The sequence below is a fragment of the Marinobacter sp. C2H3 genome, from assembly GCF_037080155.1.
Taxonomy (GTDB): Bacteria; Pseudomonadota; Gammaproteobacteria; order Pseudomonadales; family Oleiphilaceae; genus Marinobacter.
Genome location: NZ_JBBBNZ010000002.1, coordinates 840,928 through 859,308 on the forward strand (window position 1 = coordinate 840,928; position 18,381 = coordinate 859,308).

The following is an 18,381-nucleotide window of genomic DNA, read 5'->3' on the forward strand; positions in this document are numbered from 1 at the left end:
CCCGCCGTTATTATTAGGAAAACGGCCTAGTTTGTATGACAAGTGTTAACGGACGGCCCGGTTCAGTCCTTGAACTGGGCTTTATCGAGACCGTGCTTTTTCATTTTGTCGTACAGGGTTTTTCGGGCGATGCCCAACTGCACCATGGTGTCCTTGATGCTGCCATGGCAGGCGTCCAGCGCGCTGACGATGGCCGAACGCTCGAACCCGTCCACCATTTCCGAGAGCGTTCGGCGCCCGGAAATGTCAGCGGCCTGGCCGGCACCGGCGTCGTCCAGGGCCGCCGGCCCCAACAGCACGTAACGCTCCGCCAGGTTACGCAGCTCCCGCACGTTGCCCGGCCAGTCCCGCTGCATCAGGGCGGCCGCCTGTCCGGCGTCCAGGGGTACGCTCTCCCGGTCGTAGCGGGCGGCGGCAATCAGGACGAAGTGGTGAAACAGCAGCGGGATGTCTTCCTTGCGCTCCCGCAGCGGCGGAATGTCCACCTTCACCACGTTCAGCCGGTAGTACAGGTCCGGCCGGAATCGGCCGTCATCGCTCAGCGTTTTGAGGTCTTCCTTGGTGGCGGCAATCAACCGGACATCCACCTCGCGCACGTCGTTGCTGCCCAGGCGCTCCACCTTCTGCTCCTCCAACACCCGCAACAGCTTCACCTGCAGGGCCATGGGCATGCTTTCCACTTCGTCCAGGAACAGGGTGCCCCGGTGGGCGTGTTCGATCTTGCCGATGCGCTGGCGCTCAGCGCCGGTGAAGGCACCGGCCTCATGGCCGAACAGCTCGCTCTCGATCAGGTTCTCCGGCACCGCGCCGCAGTTAATGGCAACAAAGTTGTGGCTGCGCCGCTCGCTGCTCTCATGGATGTAACGGGCCAGGGCATCCTTGCCGGAACCGGTCTCCCCGTGCAGCAGGATGTTGGCGGAGATGTCGATGATCGGGTTCACCATGGCCATCACCCGCTGCATGGCGGGGGAGTCCCCCAGGATGCGGGGGCCGGGCTTGGCCATCTGCCGCAGCTGAGCCTTCAGGCGCCGGTTCTCCAGGGCCAGGTGGCGCTTTTCCAGGGCGTGGCGGAGCAGCTCGATCAGCTCCTCGTGATCAAACGGCTTTTCGATGAAATCGTAGGCCCCCTGCTGCATGGCGGACACCGCGGTGCTGATGTCGCCATGGCCGGTCAGGATGATCACCGGGATAGCGTCGTCCAGCGCCCGGATCCGGGCCATCAGTTCCAGGCCGTCCATCCCCGGCATGGTGTAATCGCACAGCACCACGCCGGCGAACTCCGGCCCCAGGTCTTTCAGGGCCGACGCACCGTCGGCGTAGCAGGCCACCGGCAGGTCTTCCAGGGAGAGGGTCTGGGCCATGGCCTGGCGGATGTGGGCGTCGTCGTCGACAAACACGACCGAAGGTTGGGTCATTCGGAGGCCTCCCGCCTGGGTAGAGTGATGATGAATTCCGCGCCGAGGCCGTCCCGCCGGTTGTGGCCGGTCAGGCGACCGCCGAGGGCGTCGACAATCTGCCGGGAGATCGACAGGCCAAGGCCAAGGCCCTGCTTGACGGATTTGGTGGTAAAAAATGGCTCGAACACCTGCTCGCTGTCCGCCGGCAGCCCCGGCCCGTTGTCCCGGACCCGGCAACGCCACTCGGCGGGATCGCCGTCGATGTCGATGCACACGGTGGGGGCTTCCACCCCCTCCACCGCCTGCAGGGCGTTGGTGAGCAGGTTCACCAGCACCTGCTCGATGCGCAGGATATCGCCGTGGCAGTTGACCGGGGTATCCGGCCGGTGCCAGCGCAGGTCCAGCGCGTCGTTGCCCTTCTGGGCAGTGACAATCTTGAGAGCCGCATCCACCGCCAGCCGCAAATCCACGGTGGCCGGCGGTCCCTCGGACTTGCGGGCAAACACCTTGAACTGGCGGATCAACTCCGCCATGTTGTCGCACAGGCCGATGATCTCGGCCAGATTGGCATCCACGGTCTCAGTGGCGCCCTTCTCCAGGAACCGCCGGCTGTTGCGGGCGTAGGCCTGGATGGCGGTCAGGGGCTGGTTCATCTCGTGGTTGAGCCCGGCGGACATCTGCCCGAGCACCGCGAGCTTGGCGGCCTGGATCAGTTCCTGCTGGGTTTCCCGCAGCTCTTCCTGGGCCCGCTCCCGTTCCCGCACCTCATCTTTCAACTGCCGGTTGGAGCGCTCCAGGTCGGCGGTGCGCTCCGCTACCCGGCGCTCCAGCTGTTCGCCCCGCTGAGCCAGCTCCGCCTCCCGGCGATAGCGCTCCCGCAGGTACAGCCAGGCCAGCAACAGCGCCAGGAACAGGGCCGCGCCGCCGGCCACAAAGCCCAGGCGGGTCCAGAGCACCCGGTCCGTGGAGACCATCACCCGCAGGGACCAGTCCAGGCGGGGCAGATCGGTGGTCACGCTCAGGTATTGCCGGGTGCCGGCCTTGTCCGCGATACGCAGGGTTTCGGAAGAGCCGGTGACGCCCCAGGGGCGTCCCAACCAGGCCATGTTCATGGGCGTGAGGTCTCGGTCCGGATAGCGCTGGCGCACTTCCAGCGGCAGCGCGCCCTGTTCGTTGCCGGAGAAATCCCGGTACAGCCAGTCCGGCCGGCTGGCCAGGAAACTGACGCCGGCGTCGTCCAGCACCACCATATCCGCGCCACCGAGCGCGGCAGGGCGATGCCACTGGGACTCCAGATCATCCACCTGCACCTTGACGGCAATCACCCCAATGATGCCACCGTTGCGGTCCCCCACCGCGTGGGAAAAATACAGCCCCCGCACACCGGAGGTTGACCCGAGGGCGAAATACACCGCGGAGCCGCCGGTTTCCAGCGCATCCCGGAAGTACGGGCGAAAATCAAAACGCCGGCCCACAAAACTGTCCCGTCGCTGGAAGTTGTTGGCCGCAATGGTCATGCCGGTGGTATCCATCAGATACACATCCGAGCTGCCCACGATCGTCGCCATGCGCTGCATCTGCCGGTTTGCCTGAAGTATCAGGGCCGGGTCGTCGGGGTTCTTCAGGGTCTGCAGCATCAGCGGGTGTTCGGCCATGAGCTCGGGGATGGGCAGGTAACGGCTGAGCTCGTTCGCTACCAACTGACGGTAGCGGAAGGATTGTTCGAGGCTTTCCTGCTCCACCTGGCGATAGCCCACCCAGCCACCCAGACTCCAGGAGGCGGCCAGGGTGACCAGCAGTAGCAGAACAACGCCAACGCGTGCAGACATGAGGTGCGCCCGGGAAAAACCGCTAGCCTAACGAGCCCGCCGGCACGGCACAACTGCCGTTGCCGGGCCGACGGGCTCCGGGCCGGATCAGGACGCTGACGGCGCCAGCTTCAGCCGGCGCTGACGCTGGAGGGCGTAGAGCACGCCACCCAGGACGATGCCGGCCAGATCGGTCCAGCCACCGCCTTCGATCATCAGCAACGCCGCGACGATCAGCAGGATGCGCACCAGCCAGTTGGCCCGGATATCCGCAAACCAGCCCATCACGCCCGCCGACAGCAGGTACACGCCCACGGTGGCGGTGATCAGCGCGCGGCCAATGTCGAACCAGGGCGCGTCCATCAGCAGCGCGCTGTTGTAGAAGAACATGAACGGCACGATGAACGCGGCAATGCCGATGCGGAACGAGGCCACCGAGGTTTCCATGGCGTTGGCCCCGGAGATCCCGGCCGCCGCGTAGGAGGCCAGCGCCACCGGCGGGGTGATCGCAGACACCACGGCAAAGTAGAACACGAAGAAGTGCGCCGTCAGCGGCTCAATCCCCAGGTCCACCAGGCCCGGCGCCACCACAGAGGCGGCCACCGCGTAGGCGGCGGTGGTCGGCATGCCCATACCCAGCAGAATGGAAATGAACATGGCGAAGATCAGCGCCAGCAGGTCACTCTGGGCGGCAATGTCCAACAGCATGGAGGAGAAACGCGCGCCCACGCCGGTCAGCGAAATCACGCCCACGATGACGCCGGCGGCGGCGCACACTACGATGATCTGGATCGCCATGATAGAGGCAATGTCCAACGCCTTGAGCACCCCTCGTGGCCCCATCTTGTTGGGGGACAGCCAGCTCACCACGGTGGAGGCCACCAGCGCCAGGGTGCCGGCCCGGATTACCGAATAGCCCAGGAACAGGGCCACGATCAGAATGATGATGGGGATAAACAGGTAGCACTGTTTGATGAGCTTGGACATCTTCGGCAGCTCATCCTCGCGCATACCCCGCATGCCGGTCTTGGCGGCTTCCAGGTCCACCATGAAGTAGACCGACGCGAAGTACAGGATCGCCGGAATCACCGCTGCGATGGCGATTTCCGTGTAGGGAATGCCGGTGATTTCCGACATGATGAACGCGCCCGCGCCCATGATCGGCGGCATGATCTGGCCACCGGTGGAGGCGGCGGCTTCCACCGCGCCGGCGGTCTGCTTCTTGTAGCCCACTTTCTTCATCAGCGGGATGGTGAGCGAGCCGGTGGACACCACGTTACCCGCGCTGGTGCCGTTGATCATACCCATCAGGCCGGAGGCAAAAATCGCCACCTTGGCGGGACCGCCCCGGGAGCGGCCAGCGGCCGCAAAGGCAAAGTTCACAAAATAGTCCCCCACCTTGGACGCCTGCAGGAAGGCGGCAAAGATGATGAACAGAATGATGTAGGTGGACGACACCGCGGTGGTGGGCCCCAGTATGCCGGCGTCGGTGTAGACCTGGCTGAAGAACCGCTGCACCGACAGCCCCGGATAGCCCAGGAAACCCGGCAGGTACTTGCCCATAAACACGTAGGCCAGGAACACCAGCCCGATGATCACCAGCGCCATACCGGCCACCCGGCGGGTCATCTCCAGAATCAGCGCGGTGCCGGCGACGGCGGCAAACGAAATGCCGATGGGCGCGAACGAGGTGCCCGTGGACATGCGCAGCGGCGTGTTATAGACCGCCAGCAGATAGGTGGCGACGGACAGGGAGCAGACAATCAGCAGCAGGTCCGGCACGCTGAACCGCGACCGGCCGCGCTGGTGGAACCAGCTCACCACAATGCCCAGGGACGTGGCCGCAATCACCGGCCAGCCAAACTGCCACGTCTCCACGGCCGGATCGATGCGCATGGTGCCGCTGTTCAGCAGTTGGTAAAAGTGGAAACCCTGGTACAGGGAATACAACGCCGGCAACAGGCCAATGGCCGCCAGCCAGGTGGTCCAGCGGTGGCGAATACCGCCGCTTTCCTCGGACGCGAACTGCGCGCCGGTGTACAGCAGGAACCCCAGAATCAGCGCGCCCGCCACGTGCACGATGCGGAACGACCAGGTTTCCATGGGTTCAATGTTCAGGGAATACAGGTGGAACGACGAGTAACCAATCGTCAGCACCGTAATCAGTTTCAGTAGCCAGCCCTCATACAGGCGGCGATTCGGCTCTACCGGCTCCTCGTCCACGTTGTGGGCCAGAATGTGATCGTCGTCCTCGGTGACCCGGGGCGCGTTAGGCGAAGTGTATTCAGTGGTCATGATGCAACCTGCTCGAAAAGAACCGGTACCGGCCTGTCATGGAAGGAGCCGGCAACGAAAGGAGGCCCCGAAGGGCCTCCCGATCAACACGGCTTACTGCTTGATCTGGTCAGCGGGAATGGTAAAGCCATTCTCGTTGAACCAGCGCGCCGCGCCCGGGTGCCAGGGCAGCACGTTGTTCTTGCTGTAGTTCTCCGGCACGGAGTTACGGGCGGCCTTGTGGATGGAGACCATCTTCTTGTTGTTCTCCATGGTCAGCTTGGTCATTTCATACACCAGGCTGTCCGGCACGTCGCAGTTGGCCACGGCGAAGTTCCACATGGACACCACGTTGGACGGCTTGTCCAGGGACTTGTAGGTGGATGCCGGAATGGTGAACTTGGCCACCGGCAGCGCGTCCGTCACCTTCTTCAGCTGGGCGTCGGTCATGCCGATGATGTTGATGTCCGCCTGCACTTCCAGCTGGCTCACCGCCGGAATCGGAATGCCCGCCGCGAACGCGACCACGTCGATCAAGCCGTCCTGGAGCTGGCCGGCCAGATCAGACCAGCTGCCGTTGCGGCGCTCGTACTTCACGCCCAGGATGTCCATCATCTTCGGGAAGTAGGTATCGGAGGTGGAACCGGCCGGGCCGAAGCCGATGGTGGCGCCGTCCGGAATGTCCTCAATGCTCTTGATGCCGGAGCTGCTCAGGGTGGTGATGGAGAACGGCGTCTCGTACATCGGGAACATCGCACACACGTTATCCATCTTCAGGCCCGGCGCCAGCGGGCTGTTGCCGTCCATGGACTCCTTGGCGGGGCCAAGGGTGGTGAGGCCGAAGCGGACTTCGCCGGTCTGCACCAGCGCCATGTTCTGCATCGGGCCACCGGTGATTTCCGCGCCGCCAGACAGGCCCAGCTCGTCGGCCATGTAGTTGGCCCAGCCGGCGCCATAGGCGTAGTAGGTTCCGCCCTGGCTGGCGGTGCCCACGGTGAAGGCATCCGGCCAGCCGGCGCGGTCCTGGGCCATGGCCGGGCTGGCAACGGTCAGAGTGGTGGCAACAGCGGCCAGAATCAGTTTCAGTTTCATGGAAGGGGCTCCCTGATATCGTTTTGTTTGTCGGGTGCTTCCGTGGCCGGAGGGCCACAGTGAGCAAAAACGGGAGCAAGGGCCGGGCCAGTTTCGGTAACTACTTACAAAACGGCGACTTAGCAAAAAACGTCTTAAACATTCCCCGGAGAATGGGTGAAAACGTAGACGCGCCCACGCCGGCAATGGGTAGAAATCCACCCATCTGAACACCACCCTGTCGCCCGAGTTGCGCGCGCCTGGAAGGCGGCGGTAGATTGTTGGATTAATCCGGCCAGACACCACCACCCGCACAAGGAGCCAGCCCGTGCCAGACGCCGCGCCCGATTCAGAACAGTTCGCCAGCGACAACTACAGCGGCATCTGCCCCCAGGCGTGGCAGGCCATGGAACGGGCCAACCGAATGGACGAACCCGCCTACGGCGAGGACGCCTGGACCGCTAGGGCCGCCGACCAGCTCCGGGCCCTGTTCGATACCGACTGCGACGTGTACTTCGTGTTCAACGGCACCGCCGCCAACTCCCTGGCCCTGGCCTCCATCGGGCAATCGTTCCACAGCGTGATCTGCCACGAGCTGGCCCACATCGAAACCGACGAATGCGGCGGCCCGGAGTACGCCTCCAACGGCGCCAAGCTGCTGCTGGGCACCGGCGACAACGGCAAGCTCACACCGGACAGCGTCGAACACTTGGTGACCAAACGCAGTGACATTCACTACCCCAAACCCAAGGCCCTGAGCCTGACCCAGGCCACGGAAGTGGGTACCGTGTATTCACCAGACGAGCTGAGGGCCTTGCGGGAGGTGGCCACCCGCCACCGGCTGAACATCCACATGGACGGCGCCCGCTTTGCCAACGCCGTCGCCGCGCTGGACGTTCACCCCGCCGAGATCACCTGGAAGGCCGGCGTGGACGTGCTCTGCTTCTCCGGCACCAAGAACGGCCTGGCCCTGGGCGAGGCGGTGATTTTCTTCAACCGGGCGCTGGCGGAGGACTTCGAATGGCGCTGCAAACAGGCGGGCCAACTCGCCTCCAAGATGCGCTACATCTCCGCGCCCTGGTGCGGCCTGCTGGACAACGACACCTGGCTGGCCAACGCCCGCCACGCCAACGCCTGCGCCGAACGCCTGGAGCGCGGCCTGGCCGGCATTCCCGGCGTCTCCCTGCGCTACCCGCGCCAGGTGAACGGCGTGTTTGTAGACCTGCCGGAACCCATGCAAGCGGCCCTGCGGGCCAAAGGCTGGCGCTTTTACAACTTTATCGGCGGATGTTCCCGGCTGATGTGCTCTTGGTCCACCACTGAGGCGCAGGTGGATCGGTTTCTGGGGGATGTGCGGGGGCTGGTAGCGCAGCGCCAGTAGGCTCTACCACCGCCCCTGTAAAGTCGCCACCACCCGCCGGCTGCCGGCATTATCCCGGTGTTCACACAGGTAAATCCCCTGCCAGGTGCCCAGGGCAAGCTGGCCGTGGGTTACCGGGATCATCAGTGACGGGCCGATCAGCACGCTCTTGATGTGGGCGGGCATGTCGTCCGGGCCTTCGAGGGTGTGTTCGTAGTGGGGCGCGTTTTCCGGAACCATTACGTTGAAGTGACGTTCCAGGTCACCGCGCACGTCCGGATCGGCGTTTTCGTTGATGGCCAGGGAGGCGGAGGTGTGTTGCAGGAACAGGTGCAGCAGGCCCACTTCGCAGTTGGTCAGCTCCGGGGCCTGGGCGAGGATCTGGTCCGTGACCAGATGAAAGCCCCGGGATGCCGGGGCCAGTTCGATGGTGTTCTGGTGCCAGATCATGGCGGGTCCTCAGGCCTGGCGGCCGCTTATTTTTGCAGTTCGTCCCAGGGGTGCACGGGCACCACCGCTTCGCTGGCTTCGGTGTCCAGGGTGCTGCGGAAGTAGTCCATCGCCTTTTCCGCCTCGCTCAGTTCGTCAAACCGGGCGATGTGGTAAATCGCCTCGCCCTCGTTCACCAGCGGCAGGTTGTTCACGCAGATGACGATGCCGGAGCACGGCGAGACAATGGCGGTTTCGGATTCGCCGAACGGGTCCGCCACCATGGCCAGGCGCTGGCCCTTGCGCACCTTCTGCCCGAGGTGGGCCACCGGGCGCATGATGCCGTCGATGTCCGCCCTCACCCACTGGGAGTTGGCGGCGGTTTCCGAGCGCTTGCGTGGGGCTTTCGGGCCTTTCTTGGCGGGCACCATGTCCAGGGAGCGCATCACCCGGATCACGCCTTTCACGCCGCTGCTGATCACCACGTCGTCAAAGCGCAGGGCCTCGCCGCCCTCGAAGGTGATCACCGGAATATCGAGGGAATCGGCGTAGGCCCGCAGGCTGCCCTCCCGCAGACCGGCGTTAATGATGATGGGTGCGCCGAAGGCTTCCGCCATGCGCGCGGTGTCCGGGTTTTTCAGCTCGGCACGGATCTGGGGCAGGTTGAACCGATGGATGGCCCCGGTGTGCAGGTCGATGATATGGGTGACGTTTTCCATGATCTGGGTGCGCAGCAGGTAGGCAATGCGCCCGCCCAGGGAGCCGCTTTCGCTGCCCGGAAAGCAGCGGTTCAGATCCCGCCGGTCCGGCAGATAGCGGGTGCGCTGCACAAAACCGAACACGTTAACGATGGGCACCGCCACCAGGGTGCCCCGCAGGTAACGCAGGGCGGAGTTGGTGAGCACCCGGCGAACAATTTCCACGCCGTTGATTTCGTCGCCGTGAATGGCGCCGCACACCATCAACACCGGGCCGTCGCGGCGACCATGCACCACTTCCACGGGGATGTGCAGCGGGGTGTGGGTGTAGAGTTTGGCAACCGGGACTTCCACGGTCTGGCGGGTGCCGGCCTTCACTTCCACGCCGGCGATGGTGAACGGGGCTCGGGCCACGCTTAACCTCTCCCTTTGGTTCGGGTTTTCCAGGGTTTGTAGTTTTTCTCGGTCCATTGGACGATCAGACTGGCCACGTTCTTGCCGGTGGCGGCCTCAATGCCTTCCAGGCCCGGTGAGGAGTTCACTTCCATCACCAGTGGCCCGCGACTGGAGCGCAGCAGGTCCACGCCGGCCACGTTCAGGCCCATGGCCTTGGCGGCGGAGATGGCGGTGCGCCGCTCTTCCGGGGTAATGCGGATCAGCGAGGCGGTGCCGCCCCGGTGCAGGTTGGAGCGAAATTCACCTTCGGCGGCCTGGCGCTTCATGGCGGCAATGACCTTGTCGCCGATCACGAAGCAGCGAATATCGGCGCCGCCGGCTTCCTTGATGAACTCCTGCACCAGGATGTCCGCCTTCAGGCCCATGAACGCCTCGATCACGCTCTCGGCGGCCTTGCGGGTTTCCGCCAGCACCACGCCAATACCCTGGGTGCCCTGCAGCAGTTTGATCACCACCGGCGCGCCGCCCACCATCTTGAGCAGCTCCGGCACGCTGTCCGGCTTGTTGGCGAAGCCGGTCACCGGCATGCCCACGCCTTTGCGGGCCAGCAGCTGCAGGGAACGCAGTTTGTCCCGGGAGCGGGTGATGGCCACGGATTCATTCAGCGGAAACACGCCCATCATCTCGAACTGGCGGAGCACGGCTGTACCGTAGAAGGTGACCGAGGCACCGATCCGAGGAATGACCACGTCGAATTCCCCAAGGATTTCCTCGTGGTAGTGGATCTGGGGATCGGCGGAGGTGATGTTCATGGAGCAGTGCAGGCAGTCAATCACGTGCACTTCATGGCCGCGATTGATCCCTTCCTCCACCAGGCGCCGGGTGGAGTAGAGGTTCTTGTTCCGCGACAGTACCGCAATCTTCATCGTTCAGTCCTTAAGACCGGCTCGCCGGCAAGATAGGAAGCTTCAGGGTAGACCACGGAGCGGCCCGCCATGGCGGTGCGGCCCAGCAGCATCCGGAATCGCATGGAGTCCCGGTTGGTCAACGTCATTTCAATGGGCCACGCCTGCTGGCCGATCACCACGGTGGTCTCGATCACCAGGCGCAGCTCCCGGTGGCCGCCGGAATCGGACACGCTGCGCTCATCCAACACCCGGGCGTCGCATTCCACCACCTGGGTCAGATCGTGTTGCACCGGATGCACCCAGAAGCGCACCCGGCGCTCGCCGTTTTCGGTGTAGGGCTCGGTACGGAAGGTGTGCAGGCAGGACGTTCGCGCACCTGTGTCGATCTTGGCCTTGATGCGGGCAATGTCCAGGTCCGGCAACCCCACCCACTCCCGCCAGCCGAGTGCAGCTCTCCCAGCAGTTGCGGGCTTTGCCGCAGGCGTTGGCGCGCGTGTGATCGTGTCAGGAGTCTTGCTCGACATCCGATGCGTCCTTTTTATTGTTTGGCGATTCCGGAGCCAGCAACTGCACCCGGAACGGTTCGGAGTGAGAACCCGCATACACGCTGGTGTGCGGGTAAGGAATTTCGATGCCGGCCTCGTCCAGGGCCCGCTTGGCGCTGATCATCAGACGGCTGCGGCCCTCCAGCAGGTTTTCCCGGGCGACCCAGCAGGAGAACTGCATGTCCACCGAGGAAGGCCCGAAGCCGGTCACCTGGATAAACGGCCGGGGCTCCTCGAGGCACAGCGGCTCGCGCTCCGCCACCTCCAGCAGCAGAGCGCTGACTGCCTCGATGTCCTCAGCGTAAGCAATTCCGATCACCAGGTCGAGCCGGCGGATGGGAAAGCGGGACCGGTTGACCACCTGGGTCTTGATCAGCGTTTCGTTGGGAATGCGCACGTACAGGTTGTCCGGGGTACGCAGCTTCACGCTGAGCATATCGATGCCGACCACCTCGCCGATGGTGGCATCCACCTCAATAAAGTCGCCGATTTCAAACGGTTTCTCGACCAGCAGGAACAAGCCGCTGATCATGTTGGACGCGGACGTCTGGGAGGCAAAACCAATGGCCACCGTCAGGATGCCGGCGGCGCCCAGCAGCACGTCCAGGGAGAACCCCACCTCGCGCATGGCGGCCACCACAAACACCGTCACCACCACGTAAAAGACCAGCCGGCGCACCATCACGGTATGGTGACGGGAGGTCCGTTCGGCCATCAGCCGGCCCACGCTTCTGGCCGCAATGGACCCCAGTATCAGCCCCATCACCAGCAGAAACAGCGAGCTGAACCACTGCGCCCAGGGGATACCGGCCAAAACGCCGGTCAGGCCTTGTTCAATGTCGTTGAGCAAAACGGTAATCCTTCAGATCCGCGACCGGCCAGCAACGGCGGTCAGCCAAAGATTCGATCGAACGCCCGCACCAGACGGCCCCGGGACAGGCTTTCCCGGGCCTCAGCCACTTTCCGGCAGGTGCCGGCGGCCGGCGACAACTTGGCGTCTACCCGCAGGCTGGCGGCGTTCATGTCGGTTTCACATTCCACCGTGACGCCAGGCGTCCACAGCTGACCGCGTTCGTTCAAATGCAGTGACAGCAACGGCGTGGGCAGGCTGAAACGCTCCAGCAGCAGAGGCCCGGTGCCACGGTTGATCAGGGTCACCGGGGTGACCGCCCGCCAGGGCCGCTTGGGTACCGCCTCCAACACCAGGCGGGCCACCGTGGATGAGGAGTAGCACAATTCGCCCTCCATCGTGTTGCGGCCGACCCAGGTTTGCAGCGGCGTAGACAGCGGTACTTCCGTCAGAACCCGCCGCTCGGGGCCCACGCAGATCTTCATCCAGATCAGCGTACCGACGTAGATCAGGCAGCGCTGACCCGCCGGAATGGTCAGTGGCTGGAACGGGCGGATTACCGTGGGCCGGTCCGCCACCGCCGGCAGAAAGGTCAGTTGGCCGCCGTCGTCGCTGGAGCGGATGAACCGCTGCAGCGGAACGTCCTGCCCCGGCAACACGTGGCCGACCCGCTCAATCCAGCTGAACGGGTCGCCCTCGGCTTCCAGGTTGCGCACCCGCACCTGCCACTCCATGTCCAGCATGGTGACCCAGAGCTGCACGTGGCCGAGCTCGTGGAACTGGGTTTCCCCGGAGCCAAGCCCGTAAGGCTGGGCCCATACACCGTCCCGCTGGCTCTCGGATTCCTGCTCCATCCCCCTGTCTGCTCCTGTGCTGTATTCGGGCTGCAAAAGTGCGTTAACTATAATCCAAACCTCCGGGCCCCGCGAATACACAAGTCAGTGATTTTATTAGCCCACTGCCCGGTATTTACCCGTACAAGGACACGTCATGACACAACTGGTCTGGTTTCGAAACGATCTCCGCCTGGCGGATAATCCGGCCCTGACGGCGGCCTGCCAATCCGGCGAGCCGGTGCGGGCCTGTTTCATCGTGACGCCAGCGCAGTGGCGACAGCACGACTGGTCTCCGGCGCGGGCGCAGTTTGTGGTGGACCACGCCAACGCCCTGGCGCGATCGCTGGCGGAGCTGGGCATCGCCCTGAGCTTCCTGCAAGCGGACGACTTCACCAAAAGCCTGGTCGAGCTTGAGGCCTTCTGCCGGAAACACGACATCCAGCGGGTGCACTTCAACGAGGAATACGGCGTCAACGAGCGCCGCCGGGACAAGGCCTTCAAGGCCCGGGCCGACGAGCTGGGGCTGGCAGTGAGCAAATACCGGGACCAGACGGTGGCGCCGGTGGGGGAGATTCTCACCGGCCAGAACGAGCCCTACTCCGTATTCACCCCGTTTTCCCGCCGCTGGCGCCAGTGGATCGACGACACCTCCCCCAGCCTGTTTCCCGCGCCCGGCGCCCAGGGCGACCCGGTAACCGCCGAGCAGTTGTCGTCGATGCCGGAGGGCTTTGCCGACGCTCCGCCGCCACTGGTCCCAACCGGTGAGGCAGCCGCCCATGACCAGCTCGAGCGCTTCCTGGCCGAGCGCGGCGGCGACTACAAGGCCCAGCGGGACTTCCCGGCGGTAGACGGCACCAGCCAGCTCTCGCCGTACCTGGCCAACGGCGTGCTCTCCGGCCGCCAGTGCCTGATTGCCGCCCGCCAGGCCCAGGGCCAAGGCGGCAACCAGGAGGGCCTGGGCACCTGGGTTACCGAGATCGCCTGGCGGGACTTCTATGTGAACATTCTGTATCACTACCCGAGGGTGAGCATGCACCGGGCGTTCAAACCGGAAACCGAAGCCCTGCGCTGGAACGAGCCCGGTGAACAGTTTGACGCCTGGAAAGAAGGACGGACCGGCGTGCCCATCGTCGATGCCGCCATGCGCCAACTCAACGCCACCGGCTGGATGCACAACCGCCTGCGGATGATCACCGCCATGTTCCTGACCAAGAATCTGTTCATCGACTGGCGCCTGGGCGAGGCCTATTTCATGTCCCGGCTGGTGGACGGGTTTCTGGCGTCCAACAACGGCGGCTGGCAGTGGAGCGCCTCCACCGGCACCGATGCGGCGCCCTATTTCCGGGTGTTTAACCCGGTCACCCAGAGCGAGCGTTTTGATCCGGAGGGCACGTTCATCCGCCAGTGGGTGCCGGAATTGGCCAAGCTGGACGCCAAGCGCATCCACGATCCGGGCAAAGGCGGGGTGATTCCGGGCGGCTATCCACGCCCGATAGTGGATCTGAAAGAAAGCCGAAAGGAAGCGATTGCCCGGTTTCAGGCGTTGAAGGACTGACCACTCTCCCCAAGTCCGAGGCACGCAGATAGCAGCCCTGCCGGTGGATTTGGCCCCCGAAACCCTGCGGAGCCATGGATGGCGGAGCGGAGCCTACAGGGACGTATTCACGGCGTGTTTCGGGGGCCAAATCCCCCGGCAGGGCGGCCAGGCCAACACTAAGGCTGGTAATACAGCTTTCGGGATGGCCGCTACTGACCACCACACACCGGGCAGGCCGGGTCCCGGGCCAGCCCCATTTCCCGCCACTGCATTTGCCAGGCATCCAGTAACAACAAACGGCCCACCAGCGGTGTGCCGATGCCGCTGATGACCTTGATGGCCTCCATGGCCTGGGTGGCGCCGATCATGCCGACCAGCGGCGCGATCACGCCGGCTTCCGAGCAGGTCAGATCCTCATTGCCCTGCTCCGGGTAGAGGCAGTGGTAGCAGGGGCTGTCGTCGCGGCGGGGATCAAACACGGAGATCTGCCCTTCCCCGCGGATGGCGGCACCGGACACCAGCGGCACGCCAGCGGCCACGCAGGCGCGGTTGACCGCAAACCGGGTATTGAAGTTGTCGCTGCCGTCCACCACCAGGCTCGCCGCCTCAACCGCTCGCATCAGGGCATCGCCTTCCAGGCGGGCCTGGAGCGCCTCCACCTGCACCAACGGGTTGATGCGGCGGACACGATCCGCTAACGCTTCGGCTTTGGATTGGCCAAGCTGGCCGTTGTCAAAGGCGATCTGGCGCTGGAGGTTGGCCAACTCCACGGTGTCGTCGTCCGCGACGGTCAGGTGGCCGACGCCGGCGGCGCCCAGGTAGAGGGCCACGGGACACCCCAGCCCCCCAGCACCCACCACCAGCACCCGGGCGGATTTGAGCGCGGCCTGGCCGGCAATATCGAATCGTGGAAGCAGAATCTGCCGGCTGTAGCGGAGCAGTTCTTCGTCACTGAGCATGGTCAATGTCCTCAGGAGCCGCCGGCCTGGTGGGCCAGCGGCCGAGTGTCATTCGGTCCCGGCGGCCATAGTCCTGCCGGGTATCCACGGTGTCAAAGCCGCGCGCTTGCAGCAAGCCCCGCACCGCCGCGCCCTGATCGTAGCCGTGCTCCAACAGCAGCCACCCGCCCGGGGCCAGCCAGGCCGGCGCGCGTTCTACGATGTGGCGCAGGTCCGCCAGCCCGTCGGGGCCGGCCACCAGCGCGGAGGCGGGCTCAAAGCGCACGTCGCCCTCCACAAGGTGATGGTCGTTCTCCCGGATGTACGGAGGGTTGGCCACGATCAGGTCAAAGCGGGACGCCGGCAGCCCGGAGAACCAGTCGCTGACATGGACCGCGATCGCCAGCTTCAGCCTCCGGGCGTTGTCCCGGGCCAGCTCGACGGCGGCCGGCACCCGGTCGCAGGCGGTCACCCGCCAGGCGGGATGTTCGGAGGCCAGGGCGAGGGCAATGGCCCCGGTGCCGGTGCCCAGGTCCAGCACCTGGGCGCGGTGCGGCAGAGACAGAGTCAGCGCCGTTTCGACCAGGCATTCGGTGTCCGGGCGGGGAATCAGGGTGGCGTCGCTCACCCGCAGCGGCAGGGACCAGAACTCCTGTTCGCCCAGTAAGTGGGCAATCGGGTGGCCTGCTTCACGCCGGGCCACCAACGCGTCAAACGCGCGCGCCTGTTCGGGGGGAACCGGGTGCTCGGGCCAGGCCCGGAATTGAGTGCGGTTGCGGCCGGTCACGTGGGCCAGCAGCAGCTCGGCGTCCAGTCGAGGGGTATCCCCACCCAGCGCAGCCGCAGCCAGGCGGGCAGACGCTGACTGCAGGAGGCCGTCCACCGTGTCTCTGGGATCAGTGGTCATTGGATAGGGCGGCCAGAAGCTCGGCCTGGTGTTCCTGCTGGAGCGGCACCACCACGGCATCCAGGTCGCCGCCAATCACTTCATCCAGCTTGTACAGCGTGAGGTTAATGCGGTGATCGGTCACCCGGCCCTGCGGAAAATTGTAGGTCCGGATACGCTCTGAGCGGTCGCCGCTGCCCACCAGGCTCTTGCGGGTTTCCGCCATGGCCTTCTGCTGGCGTTCGGTTTCGGCGTTCTGCAGGCGCGAGGCCAACAGGCTCATGGCCTTGGCCCGATTCTTGTGCTGGGAGCGCTCTTCCTGGCATTCCACCACCAACCCGGTGGGCAAGTGGGTGATCCGGATGGCGGAGTCGGTCTTGTTGACGTGCTGGCCGCCGGCGCCGGAGGCCCGGAAGGTATCCACCCGCAGATCGGCCTTGTTGATGTCCACCGCTTCGGTTTCGTCCGCCTCCGGCATCACCGCCACCGTGCAGGCGGAGGTGTGAATCCGGCCCTGGGATTCGGTTTCCGGCACCCGCTGAACCCGGTGTGCCCCGGATTCGAACTTGAGCGCGCCGTAGACGCCGGCGCCGCTGACCAGGGCAATGATTTCCTTGTAACCGCCGTGCTCGCCCTCGCTGGCGCTAAGCACCTCAATCTGCCAGCGGCGCTGCTCCGCATAGCGGCTGTACATCCGGAACAGGTCGCCAGCGAAGATCGCGGCTTCGTCGCCGCCGGTGCCGGCGCGGATTTCCAGGAACACGTTTTTGCCGTCGTTCGGGTCTTTCGGCAGCATCAGGCGCTGCAGTTCCTCATCGAGAGCTTCGCTGCTGCGGCGGGCGCTGACCAGCTCTTCTTCCGCCATGTCCCGCATGTCTGCGTCGCCGTCCCGGGCCAGCTCCTCGGCGGTGTCAATGTCGGCCAGAGACTGCTGCCAGCGCCGAAAGCACTGCACCACCGGCTCGATCTCGGCGAACTCCCGGGACAGATTGCGGAACCGTTCCTGATCGTTGATGGTGCCGGCGTCGCCCAATAGCGCGCTGACCTCCTCGAACCGTTCAACCAACCGTTCGAGGCGGGCTTGTATCGATGGCTTCATAGGGTTTCCGATGTGGTGGCAGAATCGGCTTCCGGGGCGTCGAGCTGGTGCAGCTCGCGAAGCCAGTCGGTCACCTCGGCGCGGCCTTCAACGGTGGCCTTGCGGACCTGAACCGAGGGCTCGTGCAGGAGTTTGTTGGTGAGCCCGCGAGCCAGTCCCCGCAGCACGGTTTCCGGATCGCCGCCGTTGCGCAGGGCCCGCAGGGCTTTCGCAGTCTCCTGATCCCTCAGGTCTTCGGCCCGCTGGCGGAACTGTTTGAGGGTAGACACCGCATCCAGCGCCCGGAGCTGGCGCAGGAAATCCTGCACGCCGTCGGTCACGAGATTCTCGGCTTCCCGGGCAGCGCCTTCCCGGGAGCGAATATTCTCTTCAATCACGTGGTGCATGTCGTCCACGGTGTACAGGTAGACATCGTCCAGGGCGGCCACTTCCGGCTCGATGTCCCGGGGCACGGCGATGTCCACCATAAAGTAGGGCCGACGCTTGCGCTGTTTCAGAGCCCGCTCCACCGCACCCTTGCCCAGAATCGGCAGCGGGCTGGCGGTGGAGGAGATAATAATGTCAACGTCCGCGAGGTAAGCGGGAATGTCCGAGAGCACGATACCCTTGCCGCCGTGAGCGGCCGCCAGGCCCTGGGCCCGGTCCAGGGTGCGGTTGGCCACCACAAATTTCTTCACGCCGGCTTCGGACAGATGCTGGGCCACCAGTTCAATGGTTTTGCCAGCCCCGATCAGCAGGGCCCGGTTCCGGGAAAGATCGGAAAAGATATGGTGCGCCATGGAGACGGCGGCGTAGGCGACGGACACCGGGTTCTCACCAATGGCGGTCTGGGTGCGTATGCGTTTGGCCACGGAAAACGTGTGTTCAAACAGGCGGGTGAGGAACGAGCCGGTGGTGCCGTGCTCCCGGGCCATGGCATAGGCGTCTTTTAACTGCCCGAAAATCTGGGGTTCGCCCAGAACCATGGAATCCAGGCCCGCGGCCACCCGCATCATATGACGAACGGCATCGGCATCCCGATGCACATAGAGGGCTTCTTCCAGCTCCGTCGGGGCCATGCCGTGGAAGCCCGCCAGCCAGCGAAGCACGTGGGGCGCGCAGTCGTCATTCCCCGCCAGGTACAACTCGGTGCGGTTGCAGGTGGAGAGAATGGCCACCTCGTCCGCGCCAGACGCCGCCCGCAGCCCGGCCAGGGCCTCCGGCAGACGCTCCGGCGTGAACGCCACGCGCTCCCGGAGTTCCAGGGGCGCGGTGCGATGGTTAATTCCCAGTGTGACCAGTGCCATCTCGGACAACAAAACCCCACAGTGAAAAAGGTTAAACTTCCGCCATTTTAACGGCGCATCCTC

At 64.8% G+C, this 18,381-nt stretch carries 16 protein-coding genes; 2 read left to right on the plus strand and 14 right to left on the minus strand.

Features of this window, described 5'->3' with window-relative positions; all coding sequences use genetic code 11:
* Positions 1-62: 62 nt before the first annotated feature.
* The 4 genes from V3388_RS08860 to V3388_RS08875 form a co-directional block, all read right to left on the minus strand.
* Positions 63-1,415 (minus strand): sigma-54-dependent transcriptional regulator, encoded by a 1,353-nt coding sequence (locus V3388_RS08860; RefSeq protein WP_336367165.1) that lies wholly within the window; start codon positions 1,413-1,415, stop codon positions 63-65.
* Positions 1,412-3,226, minus strand: a complete 1,815-nt coding sequence (locus V3388_RS08865; RefSeq protein WP_336367166.1) for a sensor histidine kinase — start codon at positions 3,224-3,226, stop codon at positions 1,412-1,414. The genes V3388_RS08860 and V3388_RS08865 overlap by 4 nt, the downstream gene beginning before the upstream one ends.
* Positions 3,227-3,313: 87 nt before the next feature.
* Positions 3,314-5,500, minus strand: a complete 2,187-nt coding sequence (locus V3388_RS08870; protein ID WP_336367167.1) for a TRAP transporter permease — start codon at positions 5,498-5,500, stop codon at positions 3,314-3,316.
* A 93-nt stretch (positions 5,501-5,593) separates the two neighbouring features.
* Positions 5,594-6,571 carry a TAXI family TRAP transporter solute-binding subunit gene (locus V3388_RS08875; RefSeq protein ID WP_336367168.1) on the minus strand — a complete coding sequence of 326 codons (978 nt, stop codon included), beginning with the start codon at positions 6,569-6,571 and terminating at the stop codon, positions 5,594-5,596.
* Between the two features lie 307 nt (positions 6,572-6,878).
* Here V3388_RS08875 and V3388_RS08880 point away from each other — a divergent pair, with 307 nt between their 5' ends.
* Positions 6,879-7,931: a threonine aldolase family protein gene (locus V3388_RS08880; protein ID WP_336367169.1), complete on the plus strand. Its 1,053-nt coding sequence runs from the start codon at positions 6,879-6,881 to the stop codon at positions 7,929-7,931.
* 3 nt (positions 7,932-7,934) lie between these two features.
* Here V3388_RS08880 and V3388_RS08885 read toward each other — a convergent pair whose 3' ends face one another.
* Genes V3388_RS08885 through V3388_RS08910 form a run of 6 tightly spaced genes read right to left on the minus strand, consistent with a single transcriptional unit; the run spans position 7,935 to position 12,590 of the window.
* Positions 7,935-8,360, minus strand: a complete 426-nt coding sequence (locus V3388_RS08885) for a secondary thiamine-phosphate synthase enzyme YjbQ (RefSeq protein WP_336367170.1) — start codon at positions 8,358-8,360, stop codon at positions 7,935-7,937.
* Between the two features lie 26 nt (positions 8,361-8,386).
* The gene (locus tag V3388_RS08890) at positions 8,387-9,451 is read right to left on the minus strand and encodes a succinylglutamate desuccinylase/aspartoacylase family protein (protein WP_336367171.1); all 1,065 of its coding nucleotides are present in this window, start codon (positions 9,449-9,451) and stop codon (positions 8,387-8,389) included.
* A 2-nt stretch (positions 9,452-9,453) separates the two neighbouring features.
* Entirely contained in the window at positions 9,454-10,359 is a 906-nt protein-coding gene (rimK, locus tag V3388_RS08895) for a 30S ribosomal protein S6--L-glutamate ligase (RefSeq protein WP_336367172.1), read from the minus strand.
* Entirely contained in the window at positions 10,356-10,865 is a 510-nt protein-coding gene (locus V3388_RS08900) for an ATP-dependent zinc protease family protein (protein ID WP_336367173.1), read from the minus strand. The genes rimK and V3388_RS08900 overlap by 4 nt, the downstream gene beginning before the upstream one ends.
* Positions 10,846-11,736, minus strand: coding sequence for a mechanosensitive ion channel family protein (locus V3388_RS08905; RefSeq protein WP_442915624.1), 891 nt, complete (start codon positions 11,734-11,736; stop codon positions 10,846-10,848). The genes V3388_RS08900 and V3388_RS08905 overlap by 20 nt, the downstream gene beginning before the upstream one ends.
* A gap of 41 nt (positions 11,737-11,777) precedes the next feature.
* Positions 11,778-12,590: a hypothetical protein gene (locus V3388_RS08910; RefSeq protein WP_336367174.1), complete on the minus strand. Its 813-nt coding sequence runs from the start codon at positions 12,588-12,590 to the stop codon at positions 11,778-11,780.
* Positions 12,591-12,726: 136 nt separating this feature from the next.
* Between V3388_RS08910 and phrB the strand changes: the two genes are divergently transcribed.
* Positions 12,727-14,127, plus strand: a complete 1,401-nt coding sequence (phrB, locus tag V3388_RS08915) for a deoxyribodipyrimidine photo-lyase (protein ID WP_336367175.1) — start codon at positions 12,727-12,729, stop codon at positions 14,125-14,127.
* Positions 14,128-14,318: 191 nt separating this feature from the next.
* Here the strand turns inward: phrB and V3388_RS08920 are convergent, their stop codons facing one another.
* Genes V3388_RS08920 through hemA form a run of 4 tightly spaced genes read right to left on the minus strand, consistent with a single transcriptional unit; the run spans position 14,319 to position 18,318 of the window.
* On the minus strand, positions 14,319-15,068 hold the full coding sequence (locus tag V3388_RS08920; RefSeq protein ID WP_336367176.1) for a molybdopterin-synthase adenylyltransferase MoeB: 750 nt from the start codon (positions 15,066-15,068) through the stop codon (positions 14,319-14,321).
* Complete coding sequence (prmC, locus tag V3388_RS08925; protein WP_336367177.1) at positions 15,058-15,954, minus strand: peptide chain release factor N(5)-glutamine methyltransferase; 897 nt, start codon at positions 15,952-15,954, stop codon at positions 15,058-15,060. Before prmC ends, V3388_RS08920 begins: the two co-directional genes overlap by 11 nt.
* Complete coding sequence (gene prfA, locus V3388_RS08930; RefSeq protein WP_336367178.1) at positions 15,944-17,032, minus strand: peptide chain release factor 1; 1,089 nt, start codon at positions 17,030-17,032, stop codon at positions 15,944-15,946. The genes prmC and prfA overlap by 11 nt, the downstream gene beginning before the upstream one ends.
* On the minus strand, positions 17,029-18,318 hold the full coding sequence (hemA, locus tag V3388_RS08935; protein WP_336367179.1) for a glutamyl-tRNA reductase: 1,290 nt from the start codon (positions 18,316-18,318) through the stop codon (positions 17,029-17,031). Before hemA ends, prfA begins: the two co-directional genes overlap by 4 nt.
* Positions 18,319-18,381: the final 63 nt, after the last annotated feature.